The following is a 25,498-nucleotide window of genomic DNA, read 5'->3' as shown; positions in this document are numbered from 1 at the left end:
TGTCAGAATCAGGATATCCAGGATTTAAGGATTTACAGGATGTAAACTAATACAAATAGTTTTGAGAAGGATAATATCCCGAATTTCTTTTTTATTCTGTCAATAAATTATAATTGTCTGAATCAGATATTGGGTGGGTTGACGTTAAGAAAACCAAGATTTTTAAGCATTTGTTGGGTTGCGCTGTCGCTTAACCCAACCTAGGAAAACTATTATGGATGATCTTGTTGATTTAACCAAGTTATTAAATCAGTATCTGCAATTTTAGCAAGATTATTGTCAGAATCAGGATATCCAGGATTTAAGGATTTACAGGATGTAAACTAATACAAATAGTTTTGAGAAGGATAATATCCCGAATTTCTTTTTTATTCTGTCAATAAATTATAATTGTCTGAATCAGATATTGGGTGGGTTGACGTTAAGAAAACCAAGATTTTTAAGCATTTGTTGGGTTGCGCTGTCGCTTAACCCAACCTACGAAAACTAATTAATATCAGAAGTTGGGGACATGGATAAAGTGATATTATTGAGAACTTTCGATAATTTGAATTTCCTCTGCTGTTAAATTATATAGTTGATAAACCATTTGATCAATTTCTGTTTCTAATGCGGTTGTATCTGCATTGGGATCTGATTTTTTAGCGTTGAGAATTTTAGTAACGATGTTCATTAATATATGTCTTTGATGTAAATCAGTAACTATAATGGGCAACTTTCTAATATTGATTGGTTTAACTTCAGCAAAAGTTCTACTCTCTTCTTGAGTTAACTGCTTATAGATATAATTAATCAACTTTGAATTGAGAATAGCAAGAATATATTTGTAATCGAAATCTATTTGAAATTCTTTCTGTATTTTTAAAATAATTACATTATTCATAGCATAGTATGAATCATTATCAATAGTAGCAATTATGCGATCTGCGGTTTGTCTAATTATAATCTTATCTTCTTCAAATAATTCCTTGTATCGTGGCCAATGAAGACACCACCAAGGCAAAATCCCTTTCTTTGTTTCACGTTTAGTTTCTAGTTTCTCTCTATATTTTTCTAAATACAATAAAATATTAGGATAGTCATTAATATTAATTGATTTTGTAGTATATATGACCTTAAATTCACTTCTATAAACTATATATTTATTAAAATCTCCTCCTACTAATACATTTTTTAATATAGATTCTTCTAGTTTAAGTTCATTTGCTTCAGAAGAATGAATCCTAAAAATCTTATCTCCTGTAGGTTGAATACCATTTGCAACTTCAAGAGAAATATCATTAATTAATTTTATATTAATCGAATTTCTAGCATTAATAAATGCTAGTAGTTTACTAACTCCAAATACTGAAGATGGTGTATTTAATATATCCATCTTTGAATATTTAGAAAATTTAGTTGTATGAAACAAAAAGTGTGATTTATCCAATGACCTTAAATCTGCATATTCAACAAAATAATTAGCATTGACTTCTTTTTTAAACAACAAAATAGCAGTAGGCACTTCTGCATCATCAAAAACATTATCACCTAAATTTATTGTTAAATCAATTGATGATATTTCTAATAATTTTCTTCGAGATTTTTCATACTCATTCTGGAATAAAAAATTATTTGGTATAATTAAACAATTATATGACTTATCTTTTGCAATTAGTAAATTCTTACCTATAAAATAATTAAAGGTATCAGTCCATCTGGTGTGGTAATCTGAATATTCAGCCTTCATAAATTCTTTATCTACATCAGAAAGAGTTGCACCATAAGGAGGATTACCAATAACCACATCAAAACCAAGAAAAATACCGTCATCATTTAATACTTCAGGAAACTCAAAACGCCATTCCAAAGCATTTTCATAGATTTTACCATTTTCTATATCCTCAATCTCAACCCGTAACTTATCAATCTCATTATTTAACTTAGCAATTTTTTTCTCCCGCTTAGTTTTCTCAGCTTTAGTTTCTGGAATCAGAAAAATTTGATCCTCCAAATTCTCAACCTCACCCTCTAACTTTCTTAACTTAGTTTTATTAGGATCAATTCCCTGTAAAGTAGTCTTAAAATTACCCTTAATTTCCTGAATTAATCTCTCCATTTTCCGCTTTTGCTCCTTATTTTCAGCATTGCGGTAAGTTTTGACAGCATTTTTATAATCTTCTATAGTGTATTTCTGCTTACTTAAAGCAACTTGCAAATTACCATCTAAGGAAAACCGACTAATTAAAGAATTACCACATTTGATATTAATATCAATATTGGGTAAAGTTTCCAATTCTCTCATATTCCCCTCTCCTCCCAGGAGAGGGGTTAGGGGAGAGGTCTTATAATAAGCATTTTTCAAAAGTTCAATCCATAAACGCAACCGACAGATTTTTACAGAATTGGGGTTAATATCCACACCAAATAAACAATTTTCAATAATCGTTTGTTTCTCATGAAATAGAGTTTCTTGTACTCGTTGACTTTCCTGATTTTTCGGGTTATACTCAAATAATAAACCATCCTCGTCAATCACAATTAACTCATCATTAGCAACCTCAAAACTATATTCCTTTAATCTCTTACCTTGTCTATCCAGTAAAATTTTTAACTCACTTTTAATCGCAATAATTTCATTTAAAGCAGAAACTAAAAAATGTCCTGAACCCACAGCAGGATCACATATTTTCAAACTGTTAATAAGATCATTAGCTGCTTTTTTATCCTCGATTTGATCATATAAATCATCAATAGTTTTACAATTCCAACCTTTAACATCATTAAACTTTTGGATAACCGCTCTTCTAATGGTTTCCCGACACATATACATAGTAATAAAACCGGGGGTAAAGAAAGAACCATCTTTATAACCATTAATTTTCTCAAAAATTAACCCCAATACAGAAGCATTAATTAACCTTTTATTTTCTTCCTGAATTTCTTCCCCAATGTCACTACTAAAATTGTAAGCATTGAGAAAAGCAAACAGATATTCTAAGGTATTAATTTCTCCAGTCAGTTTTTTACCATTATTGTCTTTTAAGATCGTACCAGGGAAAATGGGCAATTTTTCATTTCTCAAATTGCTAATACAAATAGTTTCCTGTTCAATGTCTGTCGGTTCAAACAAAGAACTATTCAAATAAGGAACATGAGCAAATCTTTCTTGTAATTTTTGTTGTAAATTCTGACTTCTTTCCTGTGGTTTACGCGCTAAAACACTAAAAAATAGACTATTGAGATCATCATAATTTGCAACTTTTTGTAAATTCAAAAATCCCCAAGACAGATCATTTTTATGATATCTAATTAATTGAGCTTCTAATAATTTTAAAAACAGGATTCTATTCATCCAAGTAATTGCTAATTCTAAACCTAGATTAAAAAGTTGTTGTTGATATGTTTCTCCAAATAGTTCGGGTTTTTCTAAACGAGAAATTTTATCTAAACTATCAATTTGAGAAATAGCATTTTCTATTAATGAACCGATATTTCTATCATGTTCTTTTTTGCGTTGAATCAGTTTTTTACCACCTTCCTTAGTTTCTACCAAACCGATAATATGTAATAATTCACTGTAAAAACCTTTATCAAGAGTATTACTATCATTGGTAAAAGGTAATTTTAATAAATGTTCTGGAGAAAATAGCTTAAATAGGGAAATTAACTTATGTTCATCTGGATGTTTACCAGGGTTTAAATATTCCTGATATTCTCGAATATCAAAATGGGTAAAGGTAATTTTATCGGTAATTTCAGTAATCGCAGGTTGAGCAATTTCTTTATAGAAAAATTCAGTTTTTTTGCTGGTTAATCTCCCTGCTTCAAAATCAGTAAATTGTTTAACTAGAGATTTATTACCAATAAATAAGTTTTCAAAGGTCTGAGCATCGAAAATAAACCATTCGTAAATATTAGTAGCGATTAAATATTTAATTTCTAAATTTTTCCCTGTTAAACGTTCTCGCAAGAAATACAAAACTAATTCCTGAAATGCTTTAGTATTGAGATGATCAACCTTCAACATTTCACTTTTATTATTTGGCTTTTTAAATTCTAAAATCACCCCTACACTAGTTTTAGCATCTTTACCATTATAAATAACTAGATCATTGCGTCCCTTAGTATTAATGAAATGATTTGCACGATAAAAAGTATTCTTGAAAAAATCCACAATCAGATTTTTATGAAATTCTTCAGATTCCGATTCATTAATTTTATCCAGTAGATTTTGCAGATGATTTTTAAAATTTTCAACATCATTTCTAAAGGGGTTAATTTTCAGAAATGCTTTATTTAATGCTGCTCTAGGTTGTAATTTTTGTAAGTTCATTTTTTCACACTTTGATATTTATTACGGTTGGTTAATTTCTATTATCTCATAAAACATTCTGTAAATCCCTAAGTCCTGTACTTCGACTAGCTCAGTACAAGTCGCTCAGTAACCGGACACCCTGGGCTTGTGTCATGCTACGCTATCAGATAAATTATTATATAATTATTATATTAAGTAGGTGAACGGAAAAAAACCGAAATATGTAACGAAAAGTAAAGTTGCCGAAAACCTCTTCCCTGTTCCCTGTTCCCTGTTCCCTGTTCCCTTGTCATAACGACAATTTTTAACGCCAACTGTAATAAATGAAATTGATCAGGCAAACCTTTCTCCTCTGGATCTTCACTTTTGAGATCATACATCGTTGGTAACACTTCTTGGGGTGAAGGAGGTGGATCTGTTTGATACATAGTAGTATTCCTGGAAAATATACTTTATTGTGTGTTCACAGTGTCTTAAAACCCACGCAGATGGATTTTCTCTGTGTGCAAGATGAGTCACTTATGCTAATAAATCATAACTTATCTTTTCCCAATCGCAGACCAGGACATTTTTGTAAAAAACTGGCCGCTTTTTGATCAATATCTGCATTATTAATTTGTAGCTGTGTATTATTATTTGTGTATTATTATTTATGATGTACAATTTAGAGGAGTATGAATAGTATGACCATAGATAACAATACTTTAGATTTAGTCACCGGAGGATTAGCAATCATGATTTTAGTAGGAGGAATGTTGATGATGTTTACTACCATTTTCACTACCAAGAAATAATTAATTACTTCACTGACAAAAACTGAGTGATAAATAGTATCAGCAAACCTAATTTTTTGAAGAGAATGGGGAATTTGGATGATAAGCTTTAAAAAACTCAGTTAAGCAAATTAATTATAAATTAAATCTAATAAAGTGTAAATACAATAATTAAAATACTTTTGAACACGCAACTATATATACATTTATAGTAGAGGTCAGAAACATCTGTTATGGAGGGAAAACAAGAAAATAACTAAAAAAATCAGATTTTACCAATATTTATTGGTCAATTAGTCAAAGATTGAGTTAGAATAAGGGGTCGCAAACCCAAGCAAAAAACCCGGATATTCCCCGGAGGTGTAATTGACCAAGTTCATTTTAAAAATTCTCTGGTTAGACGAAAACGTCGCCCTTGCAGTTGACCAAGTGGTTGGTAAAGGTTCTAGTCCCCTAACCAAATACTTTTTCTGGCCCAGAAATGATGCCTGGGAAGAACTAAAAAAAGAGTTAGAATCCAAACATTGGATTACAGATGTTGACCGCGTGGAGTTGCTCAATAAAGCCACAGAAGTAATTAACTACTGGCAAGAAGAAGGCAGAAAACGCCCAATGGCAGAAGCGCAATTAAAATTTCCAGAAGTTGCCTTCACTGGTAGCGCCTGATTATTTTCAACTGATAATTGATAATTGACGATAATTAATTATTGTCAATTATCATCTACGCCATAATTTGATTGTATTGTCTTTACTACCACTGACAATTAATTCTGTATCATCGCTAATAGCAAGGCTAGATACTGAGTCTGTATGACCTACAAGGCTGGTAATTTCTGATTTTGTGCTGATTTGCCAAATTTTCACTGTTTTATCCCAACTGCCACTAATTAGCTTTTCCCCATCTGTACTAAAGGCTACAGCTACTACTGACCAGGAATGACCGGAAAGTGTGTTAATTACTTCACCAGTGTTAACATCCCATAATTTAATTGTATTATCACCGCTACCAGTTGCCAATAAATTCTGATTGGTGGGACTAAATGCAACTGTCAAAACTGCCCAAGTATGACCTAAAAGAGTTGTTAATAAGTTATATTTTCCGTTTTGTAGTTGCCAAATACGAACTGTTTTGTCATGACTAGCACTAGCTAAAAGTTCCCTTTGAGGACTAAAAGCAACAGCATTTACTTGTAATTTATGTCCAGTTAAAGTGTGAAGTTCTAAACCTGTATTTATATCCCATATTTTAATGGTTTTATCCCAACTTCCACTGGCTAAAAGCCCATGGGGATGAAATGCTAGAGACTTGACAGCGTGGGAATGTCCACTTAAGGTCTGAATTGTTGTTAATGTTTTTATGTCCCATAATTTGATAGTTTTATCATCACTAGCAGTGGCTAAAATTGTCCCATTGGGATTAAATTTAACTGTTGTTATGGCTTGGGTATGTCCTTTGGAGTTAGCTATTAATTGTTGAGTTTTTAAATCCCATAATTTAATACTTTTATCATCCTCACCACTTGCTAAAATTTGACTATCAGGGTTTAATGCTATGGTATTAATAGGACTATGAATTTGATTTGTGATTGTATGATAAAGTTGCCAATCATCCTGGGAAATATGAGATGATAAACGTAAATAATTAGCTTTAATTCCCAAATTGTAAATAAGTTCATTTGCTGATTTCCAGCGTTCTTGTAAATTGTGTTTTACCAGTTTATCAAGGGTTTGCGCTAAATGTTCACTAATTTGATTAGTTAAATAATCCCGCCATATCCAGCTATGATGAGTTATATTAAATAATTCAAATGGTGGTATGTGAGTTAGTAAATAAATACAAGTTACACCTAAACTATATAAGTCACTTGCGAAAACGGCTTTACCTTGTATTTGTTCTGGAGAAATATATTCTGGACTCCCAACTATATCATCTTTTGATTGATTTCTATGGACAAATTTAACGACTGTAAAATCCGTTAAAAATAGATTTTCTAATAAATTTTGATTTTGGTTAACAGTCGGCCAAATAATATTGTCTGGGTTAATATTGCGGTGAATAATTTGATGAGTATGAATAAAACTGAGAACGGGTAATAAACTTTTTAAAACTTGCCAAATCTGATTTTCATCAAAAATACCTTGCTTTTCTAACACAGTAGCTAAATTATCACCTTCAATAAATTCCTGAATTAAATAATCATATTTATCTTCTGTAAAATGGGTGATTAATTTGGGAATTTGAGGATGTTTACTTAATTCTGTTAATTGCTGTACTTGATATTCAAAATCTTCAACTGTTTGCCCTGGAGACGACAATTTTTGAAGAATACAAGCAAGGGGAGGAAATTGATTTTCATCTACTGCAAGAAATGTTTGATAAAATTCCCCTTTAGCAATCTGTTTGAGCAAACGATAACGGTTTTTAATTAACATCATAAATCGCAGAATTATAGCAAAGCAAAAAGCAAGAGGCAACAGAAAGCACATTGGTAGGGAGCGTCAGATATCAACAATCTGTTTATTTGCAAGATTTATGCAGTAGTAAAGCACCCTAAAACTTACAAAATTTCTAGAAGGGTTCATCGTTCCCTGTTAAGAGTCCCCTGTCCCCTGTTAAGAGTCCCCTGTTAAGAGTCCCCTGTTCCCTGTTAAGAGTCCCCTGTTAAGAGTCCCCTGTCCCCTGTCCCCTGTTCCCTGTTAAGAGTCCCCTGTTAAGAGTCCCCTGTTCCCTCTTCCCTAAAACTAAAAAACTTTGTACCTTACGAGCATGGGAAATGCTATAATTTATCCAAAAATGGACTAACATCAACCGCTAGTTTTTGTCCTAATTTCAGCAATTGACGACATTGTATGGTTTCTGCTTCACTGTTAATATTCGCAATTCGTGGCAATATTTGGCTATGTAAACAACTCCAATATAGTTCTTGGGAATGGTTTAAATTAATGCCAATATGCAGCTTATAACCAATATCAATCAACCGTTCTAACCGTTGGATATCTGTATCCAAATTGCTATTGGCATCATACAATAATTGCCACAATAACTTAACTATTAATTGTTCTAGGATTTGATTGCCTTCGGGAATATTTAATTGACAACGAAGATGTTCCGCTTCATGAGAAATCGCCTCCAATTCTACCATGAGATTCCAGCTTAATTGTGCTTCATTAATATCTTGTTCTAGCGATAGCTGCGCTTGCTGTAGCGATAGCTGCGCTTGCTGTAGCGATCGCAATGTTATCAAACAACGATGTCCTAAAGCAATTTCCGCTGCTACTTGTAATTCCCGTGGTACTTCTAATCCATCTCGATGAAAAGCCATGATGACACCGTAATTATCACGATAAGCCTGAGTATATAATTGGTCTAATCGCGCCAATGTTTCCTGACTTAACAACCGCATAATCCGATGACGTTCTTCAGCAAATAGAGTCTGTAAACTAAAAGCTTCACCCCCAAATACTTGAGTCATTACCAAAATAACATGAGCTACACTAGCTTGCTGTAAGGCTGTAAGCAGCTTTTCTTTAATTTCACCATAGTTACGTCTGCCAGTAAACTGTTGAATGCAGCAGTGAAAATCCCAACCCCCCAAATGCAGTACAGCAAATATTAAATTTTCACTTTCCCAAGTAATATCTGACACTAGCTGCAAATGTCCTACTACCATAGTTAACGGACCAATACGCTGCTTATAGTAATCTAACTCATGGGCAGTATAGCAATAGACTCGCTGATAATTACCATGGGATTGTTTATCTGTGTCCTGTCCAGAAACAGTATTTTTGCGATGATTAAATAAGGAAGTAATAGCATAATGGGCGGCGACTTGTTTAAATCCAATTTGAGCAGTTAATACCAATTTATGATATATATCTGCTCCATGTTTAAACTCTTCCACATTACTAGGAGCTAACATCAGGCGTTTGAGAAAACCCTTTTCCAATTGTACACCTGATACATCTCCTGCTAATTCTAAAGCACGGGCGGCATAACGCAAAATCTGTGTTCCCTCTGGGCGGGAAATTTCTTCAAAAAACCAGCCGCAACTAGTGAACATTAGTAAAGAATGACGCTGCATTTCTAACAAGCGTAAAGCCTCTACCTGTTCACCAGCGTCTAGTTTATGAGTTTGATGACGAGATAAAAAATGGCTAACATTAGTATGAGAACGATCAGACATGACGTGAATATATTCGTCCCTTGCTTGCCAAGGATTACGGAATAACATACCACCATGTTTTTCATAAACATCAGTTAACTGATCCCGTAACCAATTTAACGCATTTCGTAGTGGCCGCCGCCATTTTTGATGCCACACACCCCCTTCCCCACCACAACCACAATCATCTTGCCATCTATCCACACCATGAGCGCAACTCCAGGCTGTAACGGGCTTTAATTGCACTTCCCAACTAGGAGGATTTAAACTCAAATAATGGGCGTAGTTGGTGACAGTCCAACCATGATCAGGAAACTCACCAATAAAGGCATAGGCCAGAGTCTTCTCCGTGCCTTTTTTGTGGTGTCCAAAAGTTTCCCCGTCCGTGGCTACAGAAATTAACTGGGACCGACGATGATCCCCACGAATAGCCGCCCCCACCCGGCCAGCAAAATGATGGGAATTATAGACAACATCACTAAAACCCATATCCCGGGAAATCGGACCATCATAGAAAAAGATATCAATATAGGCCTGTGATTTTTTTCCAGTTTCCCGACTATCCAAATAACAACGATAGGGACGAGTGGGATCAATCTGATTACCCCCTACCTCATGCCATTGACTATGGGGATCATCCTCTGTCGGGAAAGGACGACAACGCTGGGCTTGAGAAGGTGCTAAAATGATAAATTTAATCTTTTCCGCTACCAATGCCTGTAGGGTGGCATAATCTACGGCTGTTTCTGCTAACCACATCCCTTCGGGATCACGGCCAAAGCGCGAACGGAAATCTTCTTTACCCCAGCGAATTTGTGTGTATTTATCTCTTTCGTTGGCTAAGGGTAGGATAATATGATTATATACTTGAGCGATCGCATTGCCATGACCATTTAACCGTTGGCAACTTTTAGCATCAGCCTCCAAAATCCGCTGATAAACCTCCACATCATAGCGTTCTAACCAAGACATCAGCGTTGGACCAATATTAAAGCTCATGTACTCATAATTATTCACAATCCCCACAACTTCTCCACGGTCATTTAATACCCTTGCAAAGGCATTAGGACGATAGCATTCCCAATGAATGCGCTCATTCCAGTCATGAAAAGGCGTAGCGCTGGGTTGACGTTCAATCGCATCCAGATAAGGATTTTCTCTAGGGGGTTGATAAAAATGACCATGAACCGTAACATAAACACCTTGAGCAATTTTCAGGGGATCATGTTCAGGACTGTATTTAGCCCGTTTATCTAATGGTAAGATCGAGACAGAACTACTTGGTATTTCCGCTGCTGAAGTCATATATTGTTACCCAAATAAATGTGCAATTTTGAAGAAGATTCTTGCTATGTCTACCTTTCTACAATTGTTGTCTCACAAAATCAGTTATAAATAAAACATAAGAAACAAAACTAAATCTTATCACAATCTTTTCTAAACAAGAATACAACTATAGATGAAGCCAATTACCCATTACCAATTACCCATTACCAATTACCAATTACCAATTACCAATTACCAATTACCAATTACCAATTACCAATTACCAGTTCTGGCAGATATGATAGGTGTGCAAATGTAGATGATATTTCAGGGGATCTGGCACAGATACCCTGAAATTAAGGTAAAAATGTCAATCAAGAACATTATTTTCACCGTACTGCTGCTGTTTATACCCGTATCTCTAGCAGCCCACTTTTTAGAATGGGGAGACTTAATAATCTTCATCACTGCTGCATTAGCTATACTACCACTAGCCGCTTGGATGGGTACAGCGACCGAAGAAATAGCTGTGGTAGTCGGTCCAATTCTGGGCGGATTTTTAAACGCGACTTTTGGTAATGCTACAGAATTAATTATTGCCTTGGTGGCTCTGAATGCAGGACTAATTGATGTTGTCAAGGCCAGTATTACTGGATCAATTATCGGTAATTTACTCCTCGTCATGGGTTTATCCATGTTATTAGGCGGTATTCGTTACAAAGAACAAACATTTGAGTCAGTTGTAGCGCGGGTAAATGCTTCCTCCATGAACTTGGCGGTAATTGCCATTTTACTACCAACAGCAATGAACTATACCTCCGCAGGTATTAGCGAAAAAACGGTACAGAATCTCTCTCTAGCGGTGGCTATAGTCTTAATTCTAGTTTACGGCTTAACACTACTATTTTCTATGAAAACTCATGCGTATTTGTATGAAGTTGGTGTAGTGGACGTAGAAGGAATAGAAGGAGAAGAAGAGGTTGCCCATGAAAAACCAAATATTTGGTTGTGGACTGGTGTACTTTTAGCCTGTACCTTGTTAGTTGCCTTTGAGTCAGAATTATTAGTGAGTTCCCTAGAAGTTGCTACATCTAAACTAGGTTTAAGCGCACTATTTACTGGGGTGATTTTAGTCCCCATTATCGGTAACGCTGCTGAACACGCTACCGCTGTCACCGTAGCCATGAAAAATAAAATGGATCTTTCTATGTCTGTCGCTGTGGGTTCAAGTATGCAAATTGCCCTATTTGTGGCCCCAGTTTTAGTCATTGCTGGTTGGATAATTGGTCAACCCATGGATTTAGATTTTAACCCATTTGAATTAGTAGCCGTTGCTGTCTCAGTGTTAATTGCTAATAGTATTAGTTCTGATGGTAAATCTAATTGGTTAGAAGGGACTTTACTTCTAGCAGCTTATACTGTATTAGGTTTTGCCTTTTACTTTCATCCAGTTGCCAATAGTATTGGTTAAACTATTACCCTAGTCAAATCTTGACAATCTGAGATTCCCAATCTAATCTAAATAGATTGGGAATTTTTTTATACTCAAACACATTGCAATCTGCCATAAATATTTTTTTAATAATTTGAACTCCCTTAAGATAGATGACTAAAATTAATAATTCTTATAGTCTTCTTATAGTCTCAAATCAGATCGTCCTTTTGATATCAACTTCTTGAGGATATTTACTTGTAATTTAAATCTTCATGCTTGTGATACATCAATTCTCCTCAATGGCTAGAAAAACTCCATACACAACATTATTTTTGACTATTTCATAGTAGTAATTTTCTTTAACTTTAAATTACGTATAAATATTAGTAGTTTTATATTAGTAATTTTATACAGTAATTATATTTTGTTTTTCCCTTTTCCCTGGCGAGTAAGTATATCTATAAAATACAATGACTGAAATCGGACTGCTGATGATGGGTGTATTTAATCCAAGAGAACTAAATATTCCCCATTTTCCATTCAACCAAACCCTGTTTCACTTAGAAAATGGTGTGCCATTAACAAATAGTCAATCAACCCAGTTAATTTCCCCGACTCAAATTATACCACCAGAATTTATACAAATAAGTGAACCTTCCCCAACTCATCCCTTAGCCATCTCTTTTCGACGGAACAAAATCTTTGAGCAAATTACACAAAAACAAATGTCTGTCAATTCTTTTGAAGCACAACTTCTTTTGGCTGATGCTGGTGACATAGACATTATAGCAACAACAGATATTAAATTACCAACACGATATCCCACAACCCAGAATAATCCTATGCCCGTGATTAGTTTTGGTAACTCAGGTATATCTGTGAGAGTTTTACAAAAACTTTTAGTTTCTAATGGTTATGGAATACCTGTTGATGGCGTTTTTGGACCAATCACCGAAGCCGCTGTTAAAGCCTTTCAAAATCGTCGAACTTTATCAGCAGATGGTATGGTTGGTCAAAAAACTTGGTGGGAATTAACAATGTAATTAAGTAGGTTGTCTTTTATCCGTTGTCCATTAATCATCTACATCACCAAAATCACCAAAATCACCAAAATCACCTTTAAAGTTGTTCTCTATCAGTGAGAATTTCATAACCAGTATCTGTCACTAACACCGTATGCTCAAACTGAGCCGATAAAGCATTATCAACCGTTACCGCTGTCCATCTATCAGCTAAAATTCTGGTATTTTTAGAACCAGCATTTAAAATTGGTTCAATTGCTAAGGTCATCCCTGAGCGTAATTTCACATTCGGTATTTCATGAGTCCGATAGTTGAAAACCGCTGGCTCTTCGTGCAAATTTCTACCTACACCATGACCAGTAAATTGTTCTACTACTGTAAAACCATGACCTTTCGCATGATCTTCAATCGCACCCGCAATCTCCGTGAGATGTACACCAGCTTTTACCTGTTCAATTCCCTTGTATAAGGATTCTTCAGCTATTTTAATCAGTTTCGCAGCTTCATTTGTGACATTCCCGACAGCGATAGTAATACAGGAATCACCGTGAAAACCTTGATAATAAGCTCCTGTATCAACTTTTAAAACATCTCCAGACCGAATTACCTTTTTAGGGCTAGGAATCCCATGGACAACCTCATTATTAATACTGGAACAGATGGAAGCAGGAAAGCCATGGTATCCTTTAAAACTAGGAGTTGCATCCATTTCCCGGATACGTTTTTCAGCATAAGCATCTAAATCAGCAGTTGTCATTCCCGGCTGCACTAGCTCAGAAATTTCTTTGAGGACGGTTGCTACAATCTTAGCTGATTGCCGCATAATTTCGATTTCACGGGGTGATTTAATTTCAATCCCTCGACGTTGTTGTTTTTCGGGTTTTGGCTCGACTGGTTGCGAAAGCAGGCTGGTGAAAATGTTCATCATTAAATTGAGAAATTACTGGTGCTTTACTAATTGAGTGTGAAGTTGTTGAGATTTATTGCCAAAAATATCTATATTGACGTTAACTTATTTTCGCGCCTCTAGAAAGAGATGATCACTTAATCACAATTTCTCCTTTCATTCCCGCTTCTGTGTGTCCAGCTATAGTACATCGTAAAGCATATTTTCCTGATTTTATGGGGACAAACATCCATTCTGCTTCTGCACCAGGTTTAAGTTCTAGTTCGTGAATATTACCTTTAATTTCTACCTTACCCGCTTCGACTTTTTGTGTCCAAATTCCATCAGCAAAGTCTTTAGCAGTAAAATAATGTTTTTGGGAGCTAGGATTATTTAATTTCAGGTTGTAACGTTTACCAGGGGTAAATTCTAAGTAATTTGGTTCAAATTTTAATTCATTAGCAGTATTACCCAAGCTGACCGTAATTTCTAACTGAGGTTGTTTTAAGAGATTATTCCATAGATTCTCTGCTGTTGCTGGAGATGTACCCATGATTACTATACTCATGAGCAGGGAGAAAATAACAGTCAAAAATTTACTCATAGCTAAATAGATAGTTGTAGATTACACCTTTGACAATGACTCATAACTATACTCAATTGATGTTTTTATGGGCAAGAATTGGCGGACCTGCTGTCACAACAACAATTTTATCAGAGTGAAGTAACTCACGAGCAGCTTGATTGACTTGACTCAATTTAACCTGCTCTATTTTACTAATAAATGAGCGCAATTCTACCTGATTTAAGCCATAAACCTGATTCATGACCATTCTTTCACTGAGTTGTTCTGGACTGGCTAAGGAAATATTATAATTACTGATTAAATTAGCTTTGGCTGTTTCTACTTCCTCTAGGGTAACACCTTGTTGGTGAACTTGTTTGAGCAGGTCACGGGTACTGGAAATCGCTTTGTGTGCGTCTTCTGGACTGGTTTGCATTTCAATTAAAAATGTGCCGACATTCTTACCTGTGATGAAATTACTATAAATTCCGTAGGTTAAGCCTTGACGATCGCGCACTTCTGCCCCTAGTCTACTTGATAATGTATCACCTCCGAGAATTTGATTCAAGACCATCGCCGCATAAAATCGTTTATCTTGACGATTAATCCCTGTATAACCCATATAAGTAATCGCTTGGGGTTTACCAGGAACAACGGGATTAACATTAATTACATTTTTCGGCATCTCCACCTTGGGGTATTTTACCACTGGTGGTTGGCCTTTTACTTGCCAATTTCCTAATTGTGCTTGAATGAGCGATCGCACTTTGTTAATATCAAAATCGCCTACAATTGCTAACACTGTAGTATCTGGACGATAATGTTGGGCTTTAAAAGCTATCGCGTCTTGACGTTTAATGCTCTGAATAGTCTCCGCTGTCGGAAAACTATGTAATGGGTGTTTTTTTGGATAAATAGATTGAATAAAGATACGAGTTGCAATCTTTTCAGGATCATCTAAATCTGAATCTAGGGAGGTTAAAGCCTGTTGACGCGAGAGTTTAAACTCTTTTTCTGGAAATGTGCTATTTTTAATTACGTCTGTCAATGTTAAGAGTAAAATCGGTAAATCTGCTGCTAAACTGCTACCTTTGATCCTCACACCTTCACGATAGGCTTGAAAGTCCAAATTTGCGCCTTTTGCTGCTAATTCTTGAGCAATAGTCCGCATATCTTTATTTTTCGTCCCATTCATCAGATTTGCTGCTACTAAGGAGGCTAGTCCTCCCTTATTACTTCCATCAAATTCTGTTCCTGCTTTAATATGTCCGCTTAAAGTGACTGTAGGTGTAGTTTTATCTGGTAATAGTAGTATGCGTAACCCATTAGCAAATTTTAACTCCTGGGGTATTTCTTTTGTTCCTGTTTTCGGTAAGATATCTACAGGTGGTAAATATTTCTTTACTTCTGCTGGAACTACCGTAAAATCAACGGCAAAATTATCTTTTGTTATCCCGGAATCAGATTTGATCTGATTTGTACCTGTTTGTTGAGTAGGTTCAAAAAATCCCACTGTCCGCGCTTCTGGTTGTAGATATTTATTGATGACATTAATTACATCCCTAGGTTTAACTTCCCGAATATCTACTAAATGATTTTCTGTATATTGGTAATTATCTGTTGTGATTTGATCATTACCCAATTGCATGGCTTGACTGGTTATATCACGATTATTTAAAATAACTGAAGCTGTTAATTGGGTTTTTGCTCGTTCTACTTGTTCTGTTGTGATACCTATGTTAACAAGGTTTTCCAACGCTTTTGTTACCGCTATATCAATTTTATGCAAATCCTGATTTCTCGCAGCAGTTACTAATATTTCATACCAGCCACCAGCCCGTAAACTAGCGACATTTGCTTTCAAATCACTAGCTAAACCCGATTCTACCAACTCTTGATATAGGTAAGAATTTTTACCGGCAGTTAAGATATAATCCATTACCTCTAAAGCGGGTACATCTGGTTGATTAATTTGAGGAAGCGGATAAACTATCTGTAGTAATGGATTTCCTCCCGGTTCTTGTAGTTGAATTGCCGGTGATGGGGAATAGGATGGAGTTATAAGATTATCGGGTGAATATTGGCCTTTAGGGATTTTACCAAAAATAGCTTGGACATTTTTTAACGTTGGTGCGGTGTCAAAATCTCCTACAATTACCAAAACAGCATTGTCAGGACTGTAGAATTTTTGGTAATATTCTCTTACTTGTTCAACCGTGAATTTCTCTACATCAGCCTTAGTACCACCAATGGGTAAACCGTAGGGATGATTGGGAAAAACCGACTTCATCACAGCGCGTTTTAGACGGTATTCCGGGCTATTTTCGTAACCAAGTAATTCAGAAATCACCACTTGTTTCTCACTAGCTAACTGTTGAGGATCTATAAGTGAGTTTTTCATTCTATCTGCTTCTAACGTCAACAGAGAGGTGAGTTTATGCCCTTGAGCAGTGTTGTAATATGCAGTTTGGTCATAACTGGTAAAAGCATTAGAATCACTACCTAAAGCACTAAATAACTGGCCAAATTGAATCCGGCGATCGCTAGTACCTTTAAACATGATATGTTCTAATTGGTGAGCAATGCCATTTACCCCAATTGCTTCTTGACCAGAACCAAATTTATACCATACTTGTACTGTCACCACCGGAGCATTATGAACCTCCTTCGTGAGAACAGTTAAGCCATTGTCGAGGACTGTTTTGCGAACGTTTGCTGTAATGGCGAAATTGGCTGTTTCTTTAGTAACTAGTGTTTGATGGGATTTTTCCGGGTTGGACTTGTAGAGTGTTGTTGATAAACCCCCTTCTTTGAGATTAAAAGCAGCATCATGATTTAATGAAAATGCGGCTATTACCCAAAGACTCAAAATAACTAAAGAAAAGCGATGTCGTTGTGCTAGAGAAAAAAAAGGCATATCTTTGGCGAATAGATATATGTAACTTAGATTACATATATTGATGGACTAGAAAAATTGAGCAAATGTTTCCTTAGCACCCCATGGAAAATAAAAATGTACCTGAAAGGGAAAAATATTTTATCACCCAAAAGGCATGAATACTAATTTTCGGGCGATTTATGGAGAAACCGTATAAACTCCAGAGGTAAGCCGTCAAAATCAGCGATAAACGTGACTTCTAGGATGTTATCGCCAATTTGCTGCTGTGTAGGCTGCAAAAGAATCTTTAGAGGTGGTAAACTTTCTATTGCAGCTAACCGTGTTTTTAAACTTTCTAACCAAGTGGGTAAATCTGGTGTAATGTGTGTTAAATCAAAAGCCAGATGATAGTAACCCACATAATGTTCATCCTCAAAAGCATCTGGGGCTGGTTTGGGTTGGGGAATTTGGATGAGTTCAATTCTCCCTCCCAAACCTTCCATCCAGCAAGCTAGAGTATAACCGGTGGTGAAGCGATCGCCCACCGTAAACCCTAGTGTTTCATAAAAAGCGATCGCTAGATGGATATTTGCCGTTCTAATCGAAGTATGGTGCATAGAATTTCAGATTTTGGATTTTAGATTTTGGATTAATCTACAACCTAAAACCCAAAAAAGAGAACAGGTAGGAATACAAGAAGATATTTACAATCACCCATTACCCATTACCTATTACCCATTACCCATTAACTATTACCCATTACCCATTACCTATTCAAACAAGCGGAAATATGGGTAACGGACTGGTACACCAGGTTCTTTATCCAAATCAAAATTAATCACTTCCCAACAAGGTTCTGCGGCAGAATCAGGGCTAAAATCTACAGGTAAGCCATATAACCGCGCTCCTGTAGTAGTTTCCCCTTGTCCAGAACGCCAAGGTGTACTACGTTCTAAATAGCCACTCATTAACTCCTGATAACGGTTAGCAACAATTATTCTCGTAGCCCGATAACCTTGAGTATAAAGCTTATCTAAAGCTTCGTGAATTTCAAAACGAATCCCATCAGGATGAGTATGTTGACGATACCATTCGCCATCCCATCTGCGCCAGTGACGACCGGACTGTAAATGAACCAATTCCCCAGTTTTGGGTTCAGCTTCAAATGCGCCATGACGGGGACACAAATAAGTATCCGTCAATGTCAACGCTGAAATATTTTGGCGACAGTGGGGACACTGTATTTCAGGGCCAAATATCGGGTACTGAAAGCCTGGATTTATCATGAAGTGCGTATAAACATAGTATTGTTTTTCTGCCAGCACCAGTAGGTTTAACTTTACACTCCTGCTCCACTACTTTAGATAACTTGCTTACTCCTGCATAAAAGTGAGGATAGTGCCTGAGAACAAGTTTCACAACCGTCTGACCATAGAAGGCCAAAGCCGTGATATTCTGGTTTGACAACCAGCCCTAAAGGTTGGAGTTTCTCCAGTGTTCCTGGGTACAATATCCATATTCTATCGTGTCTATCTCTTCTGACTCAAAATCTCCTGAATTTTCTCAAGCCGCCTTTGTGGCAGCCAACGCTATAATCATTGGTTCTGTAAGCATAGCAGCCAGAGCCAGTGTTTGGTATGGATCTGTGGTTAGAGGTGATGTAGAACGGATTGAAATTGGCAAATATACAAATATTCAAGATGGTGCAATTCTCCATGGTGATCCAGGTGTACCAACAATTTTAGAAGATTATGTCACTGTTGGCCATCGGGCTGTGGTCCATTCTGCTCACATTGAACGTGGTAGTTTAATTGGTATTGGTGCTATCGTCTTAAACGGCGTGAGAGTCGGTGCAGGTAGTATTATCGGCGCTGGTGCAGTAGTTACCAAAAATGTCCCCCCCGGTTCTCTAGTCCTCGGCCTCCCCGGTAAGGTAGTTCGTCAACTCACAGACACCGAAATCACCGAACTCATTGCACACGCCGAAAAATACTATCAATTAGCCCTCCTTCATGCTGCTAATGACAACTGACTAGGGAATAGGTAATTGGTAATGGGTAATGGGTAATGGGTGATTCACGTTTTACAACTGACCACTAACTTTTAATGAAACTTTACATAGAACATTGAAAAAATTCCCCACTTGAGATCACAATAAAAACTGAGAACTGTTGACCGAAAAAAATCGGATACAAGCCCCATCTTTCTAGGACGGCTTTATAGTAAACTAGGTATAGTCGCCACAGGGCATTGGGAGACTATAAACGGACACTCAAGACCGGATCACACTACTTTTCGGTAGCACCAGTCAGTGAAGTGTCAAGGAATCCTCGCTCATGAAAGGACGAGGGGGTATGTCAAAAACTTAAAATTTTTAATTTACAGAGGGTTTCTAAATATGGACATTGATACTCGTGTAGTAATTGTTTTAGCACCTTTAGCGATCGCTGCTAGTTGGGCTGCTTTCAATATAGGCGCTGCTGCTATTAGACAAATACAAAACTTTTTGAGCAAAGAAGCGTAATTTGGGGAATAGGGAATAGGGAACTCTTAACTCTTAACTGGGAACTCTTAACTCTTAACTGGGAACTCTTAACAGGGAACAGGCAAAAGTTTCACCAATTACCAAATTACCCAAATTACCAATTACACAATTCCCATGAGCATAGATTCCCTACTCCAACCCTTTCAGCATTTTGGTGTCAATTTGGGATTATCTCGAATTGTCAATTTATTGGCAACTTTGGGAAATCCCCATCACCGAGTGCCAATTATTCATGTCGCTGGTACTAATGGCAAAGGTTCTGTTTGTGCTTATCTGTCTGCGGTACTTACTGAAGCTGGTTATAAGACCGGACGCTACACCTCCCCCCATTTGGTTGATTGGACAGAACGTATCTGTGTTAATGAACAAGCAATTAATAGTAATGAATTGTGTGAATCAATACTTCAAGTTCAAGCAGCAATTAATCCAGATGAAGAATCTCCTACCCAATTTGAAGTAATTACCGCAGCAGCTTGGTTATATTTTGCCCAGCAACAAGTTGATATTGCGGTAATTGAAGTGGGACTAGGAGGACGTTTAGATGCCACTAATGTCTGTGATCATCCTTTAGTGACAATAATTAGTTCCATAAGTCGAGAACATTGGCAACAACTAGGACCGACTATAACCCATATTGCCAGAGAAAAAGCGGGAATTATCAAACCCGGATGTCCGGTGGTGGTGGGTTTATTGCCAGAAGATGCTCAAAAAGTCGTGCGATCGCGTATATTAGAACTAAAATGCCCGATTTTTACCCCTAAACCATCTCGGAAAATCAATCAAAACTGGGTAGAATATCAAAAAATAGCAAGTCCAGAAACAATAAAATACCCCTTAGCATTACAGGGACAAATTCAATTACATAATTCAGCCTTAGCAATAGCTGCTTTAGAAATCCTGCAAAAACAGAATTGGCAAATTTCTGAGGAAGCTATTATTCAAGGAATGGCTAAAACCAAGTGGCCAGGAAGAATGCAATGGATTACTTGGAGAAGTCAACAAATCCTCATTGACGGCGCACACAACCCAGCCTCAGCTAATGTTTTACGTCATTATGTAGATACACTCAACAGCGAAAACATCACTTGGGTAATGGGAATGCTGGCCACTAAAGATCATGGTGAGATTTTCCAGGAACTTCTCAAACCAGGAGATAAATTGTATTTAGTGCCAGTACCCGATAGCAATTCAGCGAATTTAGGAGAATTAGCTAATTTAGCAGCGTCAATCTGTCCAGACTTGAATTTTTGTAACACTTATACAGATGTATTTTCAGCCTTAGACGCTGCCTATCCCTCTACAGATAATCAAGTTGTATTATGTGGTTCTCTGTATTTAATTGGTTATTTTTTGTCAGTAGTCAGGGGTCACTAGTCAGGTGTCAGGAAACACTTTTATTACCCATTACCCATTACCCATTAGCGATTATCCCACAGTTGAGCAGCATCTTCTACAGCTTTATCAACTGTTTTTTGTCCTAACATTGCTGCTTGTAAATTTTCGTAAATTGATTTTTGCAAAAGTTTAAAATCTTTGAGTTTAGGGGTTAATACCTGAGCTTGTTGTAACTGTGACGCACTAATTACCCGTCCATTTTCTGCGGTAGTAGCATTAGCAGGAACTTCCTTAAAGTAAGTATTAGACAATGCCTTAATTGTAGAAGGTAGGACATTAGCGGCTTTGGCAAAAGCTAATTGATTTTCGTCATTAGTCACAAATAAGGCAAATTTAACAGCCTCATCAGGGTATTTACTATCACGAGGAATGACAATATTCATCACAGCAACATTTTTCTTACCTGTATTACCCGTAATTTGCGGGGCAATAGCGGAGGCTAAGGCAACCTTGGGGGCATTATTAGCAATGGTTTTGAGAAACTCAGGACCGGAAGCTAAAAAAGCAGTTTCTCCAGATTGGTATAAATCTATAGCATGACGATGCCCTTGGGTTAAAGATTCCTTTGGTAACAAACCTTTTTTATACAAATCTACCCAATATTGAAAAGCAGCTTTTCCTTGAGGTGTATTAAAACCGGCTTTACCGTCATTATTAACTAGAGTGACACCCATTTGTACCAGTGATTCCAGAACCTCACCGGAGTCTTGAGGGACAAAAGTAGCAAAAAAAGCGTACTTACCAGTTTTGTCTTTGATTTGTTGTGCCATTTGTCCCAACTCAGCATAAGTGGCAGGTGGTTTAGTGATACCAGCCTGTTTTAATAAATCGGTGTTATAAATAGTTAGTCGCGTGGTAAGATACCAAGGAATGCCAAAACTCTTGCCATTAAGGGTACTTGCTTGCCAAATATTTGGTAAATAGGAGGAACGAACTTGATTAGAAACTTTATTGTCTAAATCTAACCAAGCATTTTTTCCCGCTAATTGGGAAGCAAAGTCTGGGTTAAGGTTAACAACATCTGGAGGTGTTTTTGCGGATACTGCGGTTAAAACCTTGTTCTCCATAGCGGACCAAGGTACATCTACCCATTTAACTTTGATACTTGGGTTCTGTGATTCAAATGTCGTAATTAGACCCTGAAAATAGTTGGTAAATTGAGGTTGAAGCTGCATTGTCCAGAACTCAATAGTGGCAATTCCTTTAACAGGAAGTTTCGGGTTATTATTGGAATTGCTAGAACCGCAACTAACAATAAAACTAGTAAATAAACCTAATAATGCCCAACAAACCAGTTGTTTAAATTTTGGTGATCGAATCATCTTAATAACAGTTTCAATTACTAATTAACTCTACAGCATCTCGTCCATCAATATCTTGTAAATAAACTTTAACAATTTCTTCTTTTGCTGTCGGTAATTTTTTACCAACGAAATCTGGATGAATTGGTAACTCTCGATGACCTCTATCTACTAATACAGCTAAACGAATCACTTCTGGTCTACCATATTCATTGACTGCATTTAAAGCAGCACGAATAGTTCTCCCTTTAAAAATGACATCATCTACAAGTACCACGGTTTTAGCAGTCAAATCAAAAGGAATATCGGTTTTTTCTGGAGTTCTCAAGCCAATTTGATCAAGATCATCACGATAAAATGTAATATCTAAAGCACCTACAGCAACACTAATATTTTCCAGAATTTCTATTTGTCGTGCTAATGAATAAGCTAAAGGAACTCCTCTAGTGTGAATACCCAGAAGTAACAACTGAGATAAATCTCGCGTTCTTTCCACAATCTGAGAAGCCATACGAGTTAATGTCCGACGCAGTTCCTCTGATGAAAGGATTTCAACTATTTTAGTAGACATAGGATTGGTAATTGGTGGTTGGTAATTGGTAATTGGTAATTTTTCATTATCTCGTTTCCATACTCTCCATAAGCACGAGATACTGGGAAGCAGATAACTAAGGTATTAAAAATATTGCTAATATTGCTAATCCTAACCACAATAAAAACGCATATCGGGTTAATTTTAAAGCTTTATCAATAGAATCTGGTGTAATGGGATAAATAGGATCTCCTAAAAGTGGTTTATGTTTAGCCACCCCACCATACCAATTTACACCTCCCATTTGTACACCTAAAACCGCAGCATAAGCGCATTCACTCCAACCAGAATTAGGACTAGGGTCTTTAATTGCGTCGCGGCGGCAAATTCGCCAAACATTTACAGGTTTGGTGGATAATAATGATAAAGTTATCACTGTTAGGCGACAGGGCAACCAAGTAAAACCGTCTTCCCACCGCGCACTAAACCAACCAATGTAAGTATAAGGTGCTTCCTTATAACCGATCATTGAATCTAAAGTGCTACTAGCTTTATATGCTAAAGCCAAAGGAACAGGACCGATAACAGGGATAAATGTACCAATAATAGTATAAAAAAGAGGAGCCATTACCCCATCCGTAGCATTTTCTGTAACAGTTTCCAAAACTGCTCGGAGAATTTCCGCTGCGGAAAGATTAGCTGTATCTCTCCCCACATAATTGCTTAAAATTTGTCGTGCTTGAGCTAATTCTCCATTACTTAAAGGTTGTAGAACTTCCATAGCTGCATTTCCTAAACTTTTGAGAGCGAAACAACTAGCTAGAAGAATGCTTTCCACAGTAATTCCTAAAAATGGATGTACCCCCTGGGCGATTTTAACTATTATCCACCCTAGCAACCCACTGGCAATAATGACAGTAATACCCAATATAATGCCCGCGAGACGCTGAGAAAAAGGATTTTGACAATATTTGAGAGAGAAATTACTCAAACGGTAAATTACCCAGCCCATGACCCGGACTGGATGCGGCCAACCCCAAGGATCACCTATTAAGTAATCTAACAATGCAGCCAAAATCAAAACGAAAGCAGATATCATTTATTATTCCTTGTTTCCTGATCCCGACCCCTGTTAAAACTAACGACTAAACCACAAAATTGGCCTCTTCACCAAGAGAAGCTTGCCAACTGCGAGCATCATAATAAAGATCAGCCAGGGTAATATTGTACAAAGCTTCTTTGAGCTTTTGGTTGAGCCTGTTCCAGAGAGAGGATGTTACCCAATCGGCTGTTTGAGAAGGTATAGGATGATTGAGAGGTAAATTAGTGATATTTTCACCAACAGCCTCCAAGATTTGTCCAATAGATATTTGTGCAGGTTTTCTGGCCAACTTGTACCCACCAACGCTACCACGAATTGATGTTACTAAACCAGCGCGACGCATTTCTATGAGCAGCTTTTCCAGATAGGGAGCGGGAATATCTTGACGTTTAGCGATCGCTTTAACTGATTCAGGACCATATTTTGGCTGTAAACTCAAATCTAGCAGAGCCTTCACACTGTAGTGTCCTCTAGTCGTTAGTTTCATCTATAGTATTCCTATTTAATTTTGAAAATGATTGATGAAAAAGCAGAAAAGGGGAAAGGAAAATCCCGGGAAACAACCATCCAGTTAACAATATATTTTTAGGACTGAGGCAAAATATCCCTCAAAGCCTTTTTTATTCGTGTTCTTCGCTCCTTCGTGGTTCATTATTCATTGACCTGTGTGTAAGTCCCGATCTTATAGAATTTCTGGAAAATATTGATGATAGTACAACAATTTTGTCCATGAGTGTAATATACTTGGCTAGAGTGATTGAAAAATTAAAGGAATCCTTTCCTATTAGTTCAATGTCAGCTAAAATAAAATTCACTTAACAACTTCAAAAATTCGTTTTCGACCCAAGTTAATGCCTAAACAGAAAAAAATTGAACCCCTAGTTGGCGAAGAACTGATCACAAAAGTCAGAGAGCTAGAAACCCTCAGCAAAGACGAGAAAGCTAAAGAGTGTGGCTACTATACTGTTACAAAAAATGGTGTAGAGCGTGTCAATATGATGAAATTCTTGAATGCCCTAATTGATGCAGAGGGTATTCAATTAGATAGTTCCCCTGGTGTTAATGGGCGTGGTGGTCGCAGTGCCAGCTATAGAATTAGTGTGCAATCAAATGGCAACTTGCTCATCGGTTCAGCCTACACAAAACAGATGAATCTTAAACCTGGAGATGAGTTTATCATCACCTTAGGCAAAAAACATATTCGACTCCGGCAAGTAGATTCAGAATCTTTAGAAGATGCAGAAGTAGAAGCTACAGTTTAGTTCAAGTTCAGTTCTGAGTTGTCAGTTGTCAGTGGTTAAGTTTTACCCCTGACGGCTGCACACTGATCTTCAATGT

The 25,498-nt window shown here is 36.8% G+C and carries 21 protein-coding genes; 8 read left to right on the top strand and 13 right to left on the bottom strand.

Annotation, left to right across the window (positions count from 1 at the left end):
- Positions 1 to 526: 526 nt before the first annotated feature.
- Both H6F62_RS16325 and H6F62_RS16320 read right to left on the bottom strand, forming a co-directional pair.
- Positions 527 to 4,315: a TaqI-like C-terminal specificity domain-containing protein gene (locus H6F62_RS16325; RefSeq protein WP_190372492.1), complete on the bottom strand. Its 3,789-nt coding sequence runs from the start codon at positions 4,313 to 4,315 to the stop codon at positions 527 to 529.
- A 173-nt stretch (positions 4,316 to 4,488) separates the two neighbouring features.
- Positions 4,489 to 4,725: a hypothetical protein gene (locus H6F62_RS16320; protein ID WP_190372495.1), complete on the bottom strand. Its 237-nt coding sequence runs from the start codon at positions 4,723 to 4,725 to the stop codon at positions 4,489 to 4,491.
- Positions 4,726 to 5,436: 711 nt separating this feature from the next.
- On the opposite strand from H6F62_RS16320, the gene H6F62_RS16315 reads away from it, so the two are divergent.
- Positions 5,437 to 5,736, top strand: coding sequence for a 30S ribosomal protein PSRP-3 (locus H6F62_RS16315; protein WP_015079494.1), 300 nt, complete (start codon positions 5,437 to 5,439; stop codon positions 5,734 to 5,736).
- Positions 5,737 to 5,787: 51 nt separating this feature from the next.
- Here the strand turns inward: H6F62_RS16315 and H6F62_RS16310 are convergent, their stop codons facing one another.
- Both H6F62_RS16310 and H6F62_RS16305 read right to left on the bottom strand, forming a co-directional pair.
- Positions 5,788 to 7,506, bottom strand: coding sequence for a serine/threonine-protein kinase (locus tag H6F62_RS16310; RefSeq protein ID WP_347238721.1), 1,719 nt, complete (start codon positions 7,504 to 7,506; stop codon positions 5,788 to 5,790).
- 341 nt (positions 7,507 to 7,847) lie between these two features.
- Positions 7,848 to 10,538: a DUF3536 domain-containing protein gene (locus H6F62_RS16305; protein ID WP_137907301.1), complete on the bottom strand. Its 2,691-nt coding sequence runs from the start codon at positions 10,536 to 10,538 to the stop codon at positions 7,848 to 7,850.
- Positions 10,539 to 10,692: 154 nt separating this feature from the next.
- Here H6F62_RS16305 and H6F62_RS21260 point away from each other — a divergent pair, with 154 nt between their 5' ends.
- The 3 genes from H6F62_RS21260 to H6F62_RS16295 all read left to right on the top strand — a co-directional run bounded on the left by H6F62_RS21260 (position 10,693) and on the right by H6F62_RS16295 (position 12,977).
- Positions 10,693 to 10,818, top strand: a complete 126-nt coding sequence (locus tag H6F62_RS21260; protein WP_277878603.1) for a hypothetical protein — start codon at positions 10,693 to 10,695, stop codon at positions 10,816 to 10,818.
- Positions 10,819 to 10,866: 48 nt separating this feature from the next.
- Complete coding sequence (gene cax, locus H6F62_RS16300; protein WP_190372491.1) at positions 10,867 to 11,970, top strand: calcium/proton exchanger; 1,104 nt, start codon at positions 10,867 to 10,869, stop codon at positions 11,968 to 11,970.
- Between the two features lie 434 nt (positions 11,971 to 12,404).
- Positions 12,405 to 12,977 (top strand): peptidoglycan-binding protein, encoded by a 573-nt coding sequence (locus H6F62_RS16295; protein ID WP_228036594.1) that lies wholly within the window; start codon positions 12,405 to 12,407, stop codon positions 12,975 to 12,977.
- A 76-nt stretch (positions 12,978 to 13,053) separates the two neighbouring features.
- On the opposite strand, the gene map is transcribed toward H6F62_RS16295, so the two are convergent.
- From map to H6F62_RS16270, 5 genes are all read right to left on the bottom strand, one after another.
- Entirely contained in the window at positions 13,054 to 13,881 is an 828-nt protein-coding gene (gene map / locus H6F62_RS16290) for a type I methionyl aminopeptidase (protein ID WP_137907365.1), read from the bottom strand.
- A gap of 115 nt (positions 13,882 to 13,996) precedes the next feature.
- The gene (locus H6F62_RS16285; protein WP_190372490.1) at positions 13,997 to 14,446 is read right to left on the bottom strand and encodes a plastocyanin/azurin family copper-binding protein; all 450 of its coding nucleotides are present in this window, start codon (positions 14,444 to 14,446) and stop codon (positions 13,997 to 13,999) included.
- A gap of 52 nt (positions 14,447 to 14,498) precedes the next feature.
- Positions 14,499 to 17,324: a pitrilysin family protein gene (locus H6F62_RS16280; RefSeq protein ID WP_190372489.1), complete on the bottom strand. Its 2,826-nt coding sequence runs from the start codon at positions 17,322 to 17,324 to the stop codon at positions 14,499 to 14,501.
- A gap of 143 nt (positions 17,325 to 17,467) precedes the next feature.
- The gene (locus tag H6F62_RS16275) at positions 17,468 to 17,902 is read right to left on the bottom strand and encodes a VOC family protein (RefSeq protein ID WP_137907305.1); all 435 of its coding nucleotides are present in this window, start codon (positions 17,900 to 17,902) and stop codon (positions 17,468 to 17,470) included.
- Positions 17,903 to 18,055: 153 nt separating this feature from the next.
- Positions 18,056 to 18,571, bottom strand: a complete 516-nt coding sequence (locus H6F62_RS16270) for a TIGR02652 family protein (protein WP_137907306.1) — start codon at positions 18,569 to 18,571, stop codon at positions 18,056 to 18,058.
- A 239-nt stretch (positions 18,572 to 18,810) separates the two neighbouring features.
- Here H6F62_RS16270 and H6F62_RS16265 point away from each other — a divergent pair, with 239 nt between their 5' ends.
- The 3 genes from H6F62_RS16265 (at position 18,811) to H6F62_RS16255 (ending at position 21,204) form a co-directional block, all read left to right on the top strand.
- The gene (locus tag H6F62_RS16265; RefSeq protein WP_137907307.1) at positions 18,811 to 19,317 is read left to right on the top strand and encodes a gamma carbonic anhydrase family protein; all 507 of its coding nucleotides are present in this window, start codon (positions 18,811 to 18,813) and stop codon (positions 19,315 to 19,317) included.
- Between the two features lie 366 nt (positions 19,318 to 19,683).
- Positions 19,684 to 19,809: a photosystem II protein Y gene (locus H6F62_RS16260; protein ID WP_028082918.1), complete on the top strand. Its 126-nt coding sequence runs from the start codon at positions 19,684 to 19,686 to the stop codon at positions 19,807 to 19,809.
- A gap of 135 nt (positions 19,810 to 19,944) precedes the next feature.
- Positions 19,945 to 21,204 carry a folylpolyglutamate synthase/dihydrofolate synthase family protein gene (locus H6F62_RS16255; protein WP_190372488.1) on the top strand — a complete coding sequence of 420 codons (1,260 nt, stop codon included), beginning with the start codon at positions 19,945 to 19,947 and terminating at the stop codon, positions 21,202 to 21,204.
- A gap of 44 nt (positions 21,205 to 21,248) precedes the next feature.
- On the opposite strand, the gene H6F62_RS16250 is transcribed toward H6F62_RS16255, so the two are convergent.
- From H6F62_RS16250 to H6F62_RS16235, 4 genes are all read right to left on the bottom strand, one after another.
- Positions 21,249 to 22,547, bottom strand: coding sequence for a sugar ABC transporter substrate-binding protein (locus H6F62_RS16250; RefSeq protein WP_137907309.1), 1,299 nt, complete (start codon positions 22,545 to 22,547; stop codon positions 21,249 to 21,251).
- Between the two features lie 13 nt (positions 22,548 to 22,560).
- Positions 22,561 to 23,097 (bottom strand): bifunctional pyr operon transcriptional regulator/uracil phosphoribosyltransferase PyrR, encoded by a 537-nt coding sequence (pyrR, locus tag H6F62_RS16245; protein ID WP_137907310.1) that lies wholly within the window; start codon positions 23,095 to 23,097, stop codon positions 22,561 to 22,563.
- Positions 23,098 to 23,194: 97 nt separating this feature from the next.
- A complete protein-coding gene (cbiB, locus tag H6F62_RS16240; protein WP_190372487.1) occupies positions 23,195 to 24,157 on the bottom strand; it encodes an adenosylcobinamide-phosphate synthase CbiB in 963 nt (320 codons plus the stop codon).
- Positions 24,158 to 24,203: 46 nt separating this feature from the next.
- Entirely contained in the window at positions 24,204 to 24,647 is a 444-nt protein-coding gene (locus H6F62_RS16235; protein ID WP_137907312.1) for an RrF2 family transcriptional regulator, read from the bottom strand.
- Between the two features lie 364 nt (positions 24,648 to 25,011).
- Here H6F62_RS16235 and H6F62_RS16230 point away from each other — a divergent pair, with 364 nt between their 5' ends.
- Positions 25,012 to 25,422, top strand: coding sequence for an AbrB family transcriptional regulator (locus H6F62_RS16230; RefSeq protein ID WP_137907313.1), 411 nt, complete (start codon positions 25,012 to 25,014; stop codon positions 25,420 to 25,422).
- Positions 25,423 to 25,498: the final 76 nt, after the last annotated feature.

The sequence above is a fragment of the Anabaena sp. FACHB-1391 genome, from assembly GCF_014696755.1.
GTDB classification, from domain to species: domain Bacteria; phylum Cyanobacteriota; class Cyanobacteriia; order Cyanobacteriales; family Nostocaceae; genus Dolichospermum; species Dolichospermum planctonicum.
This window is presented reverse-complemented; position numbering and strand designations above follow the sequence as displayed.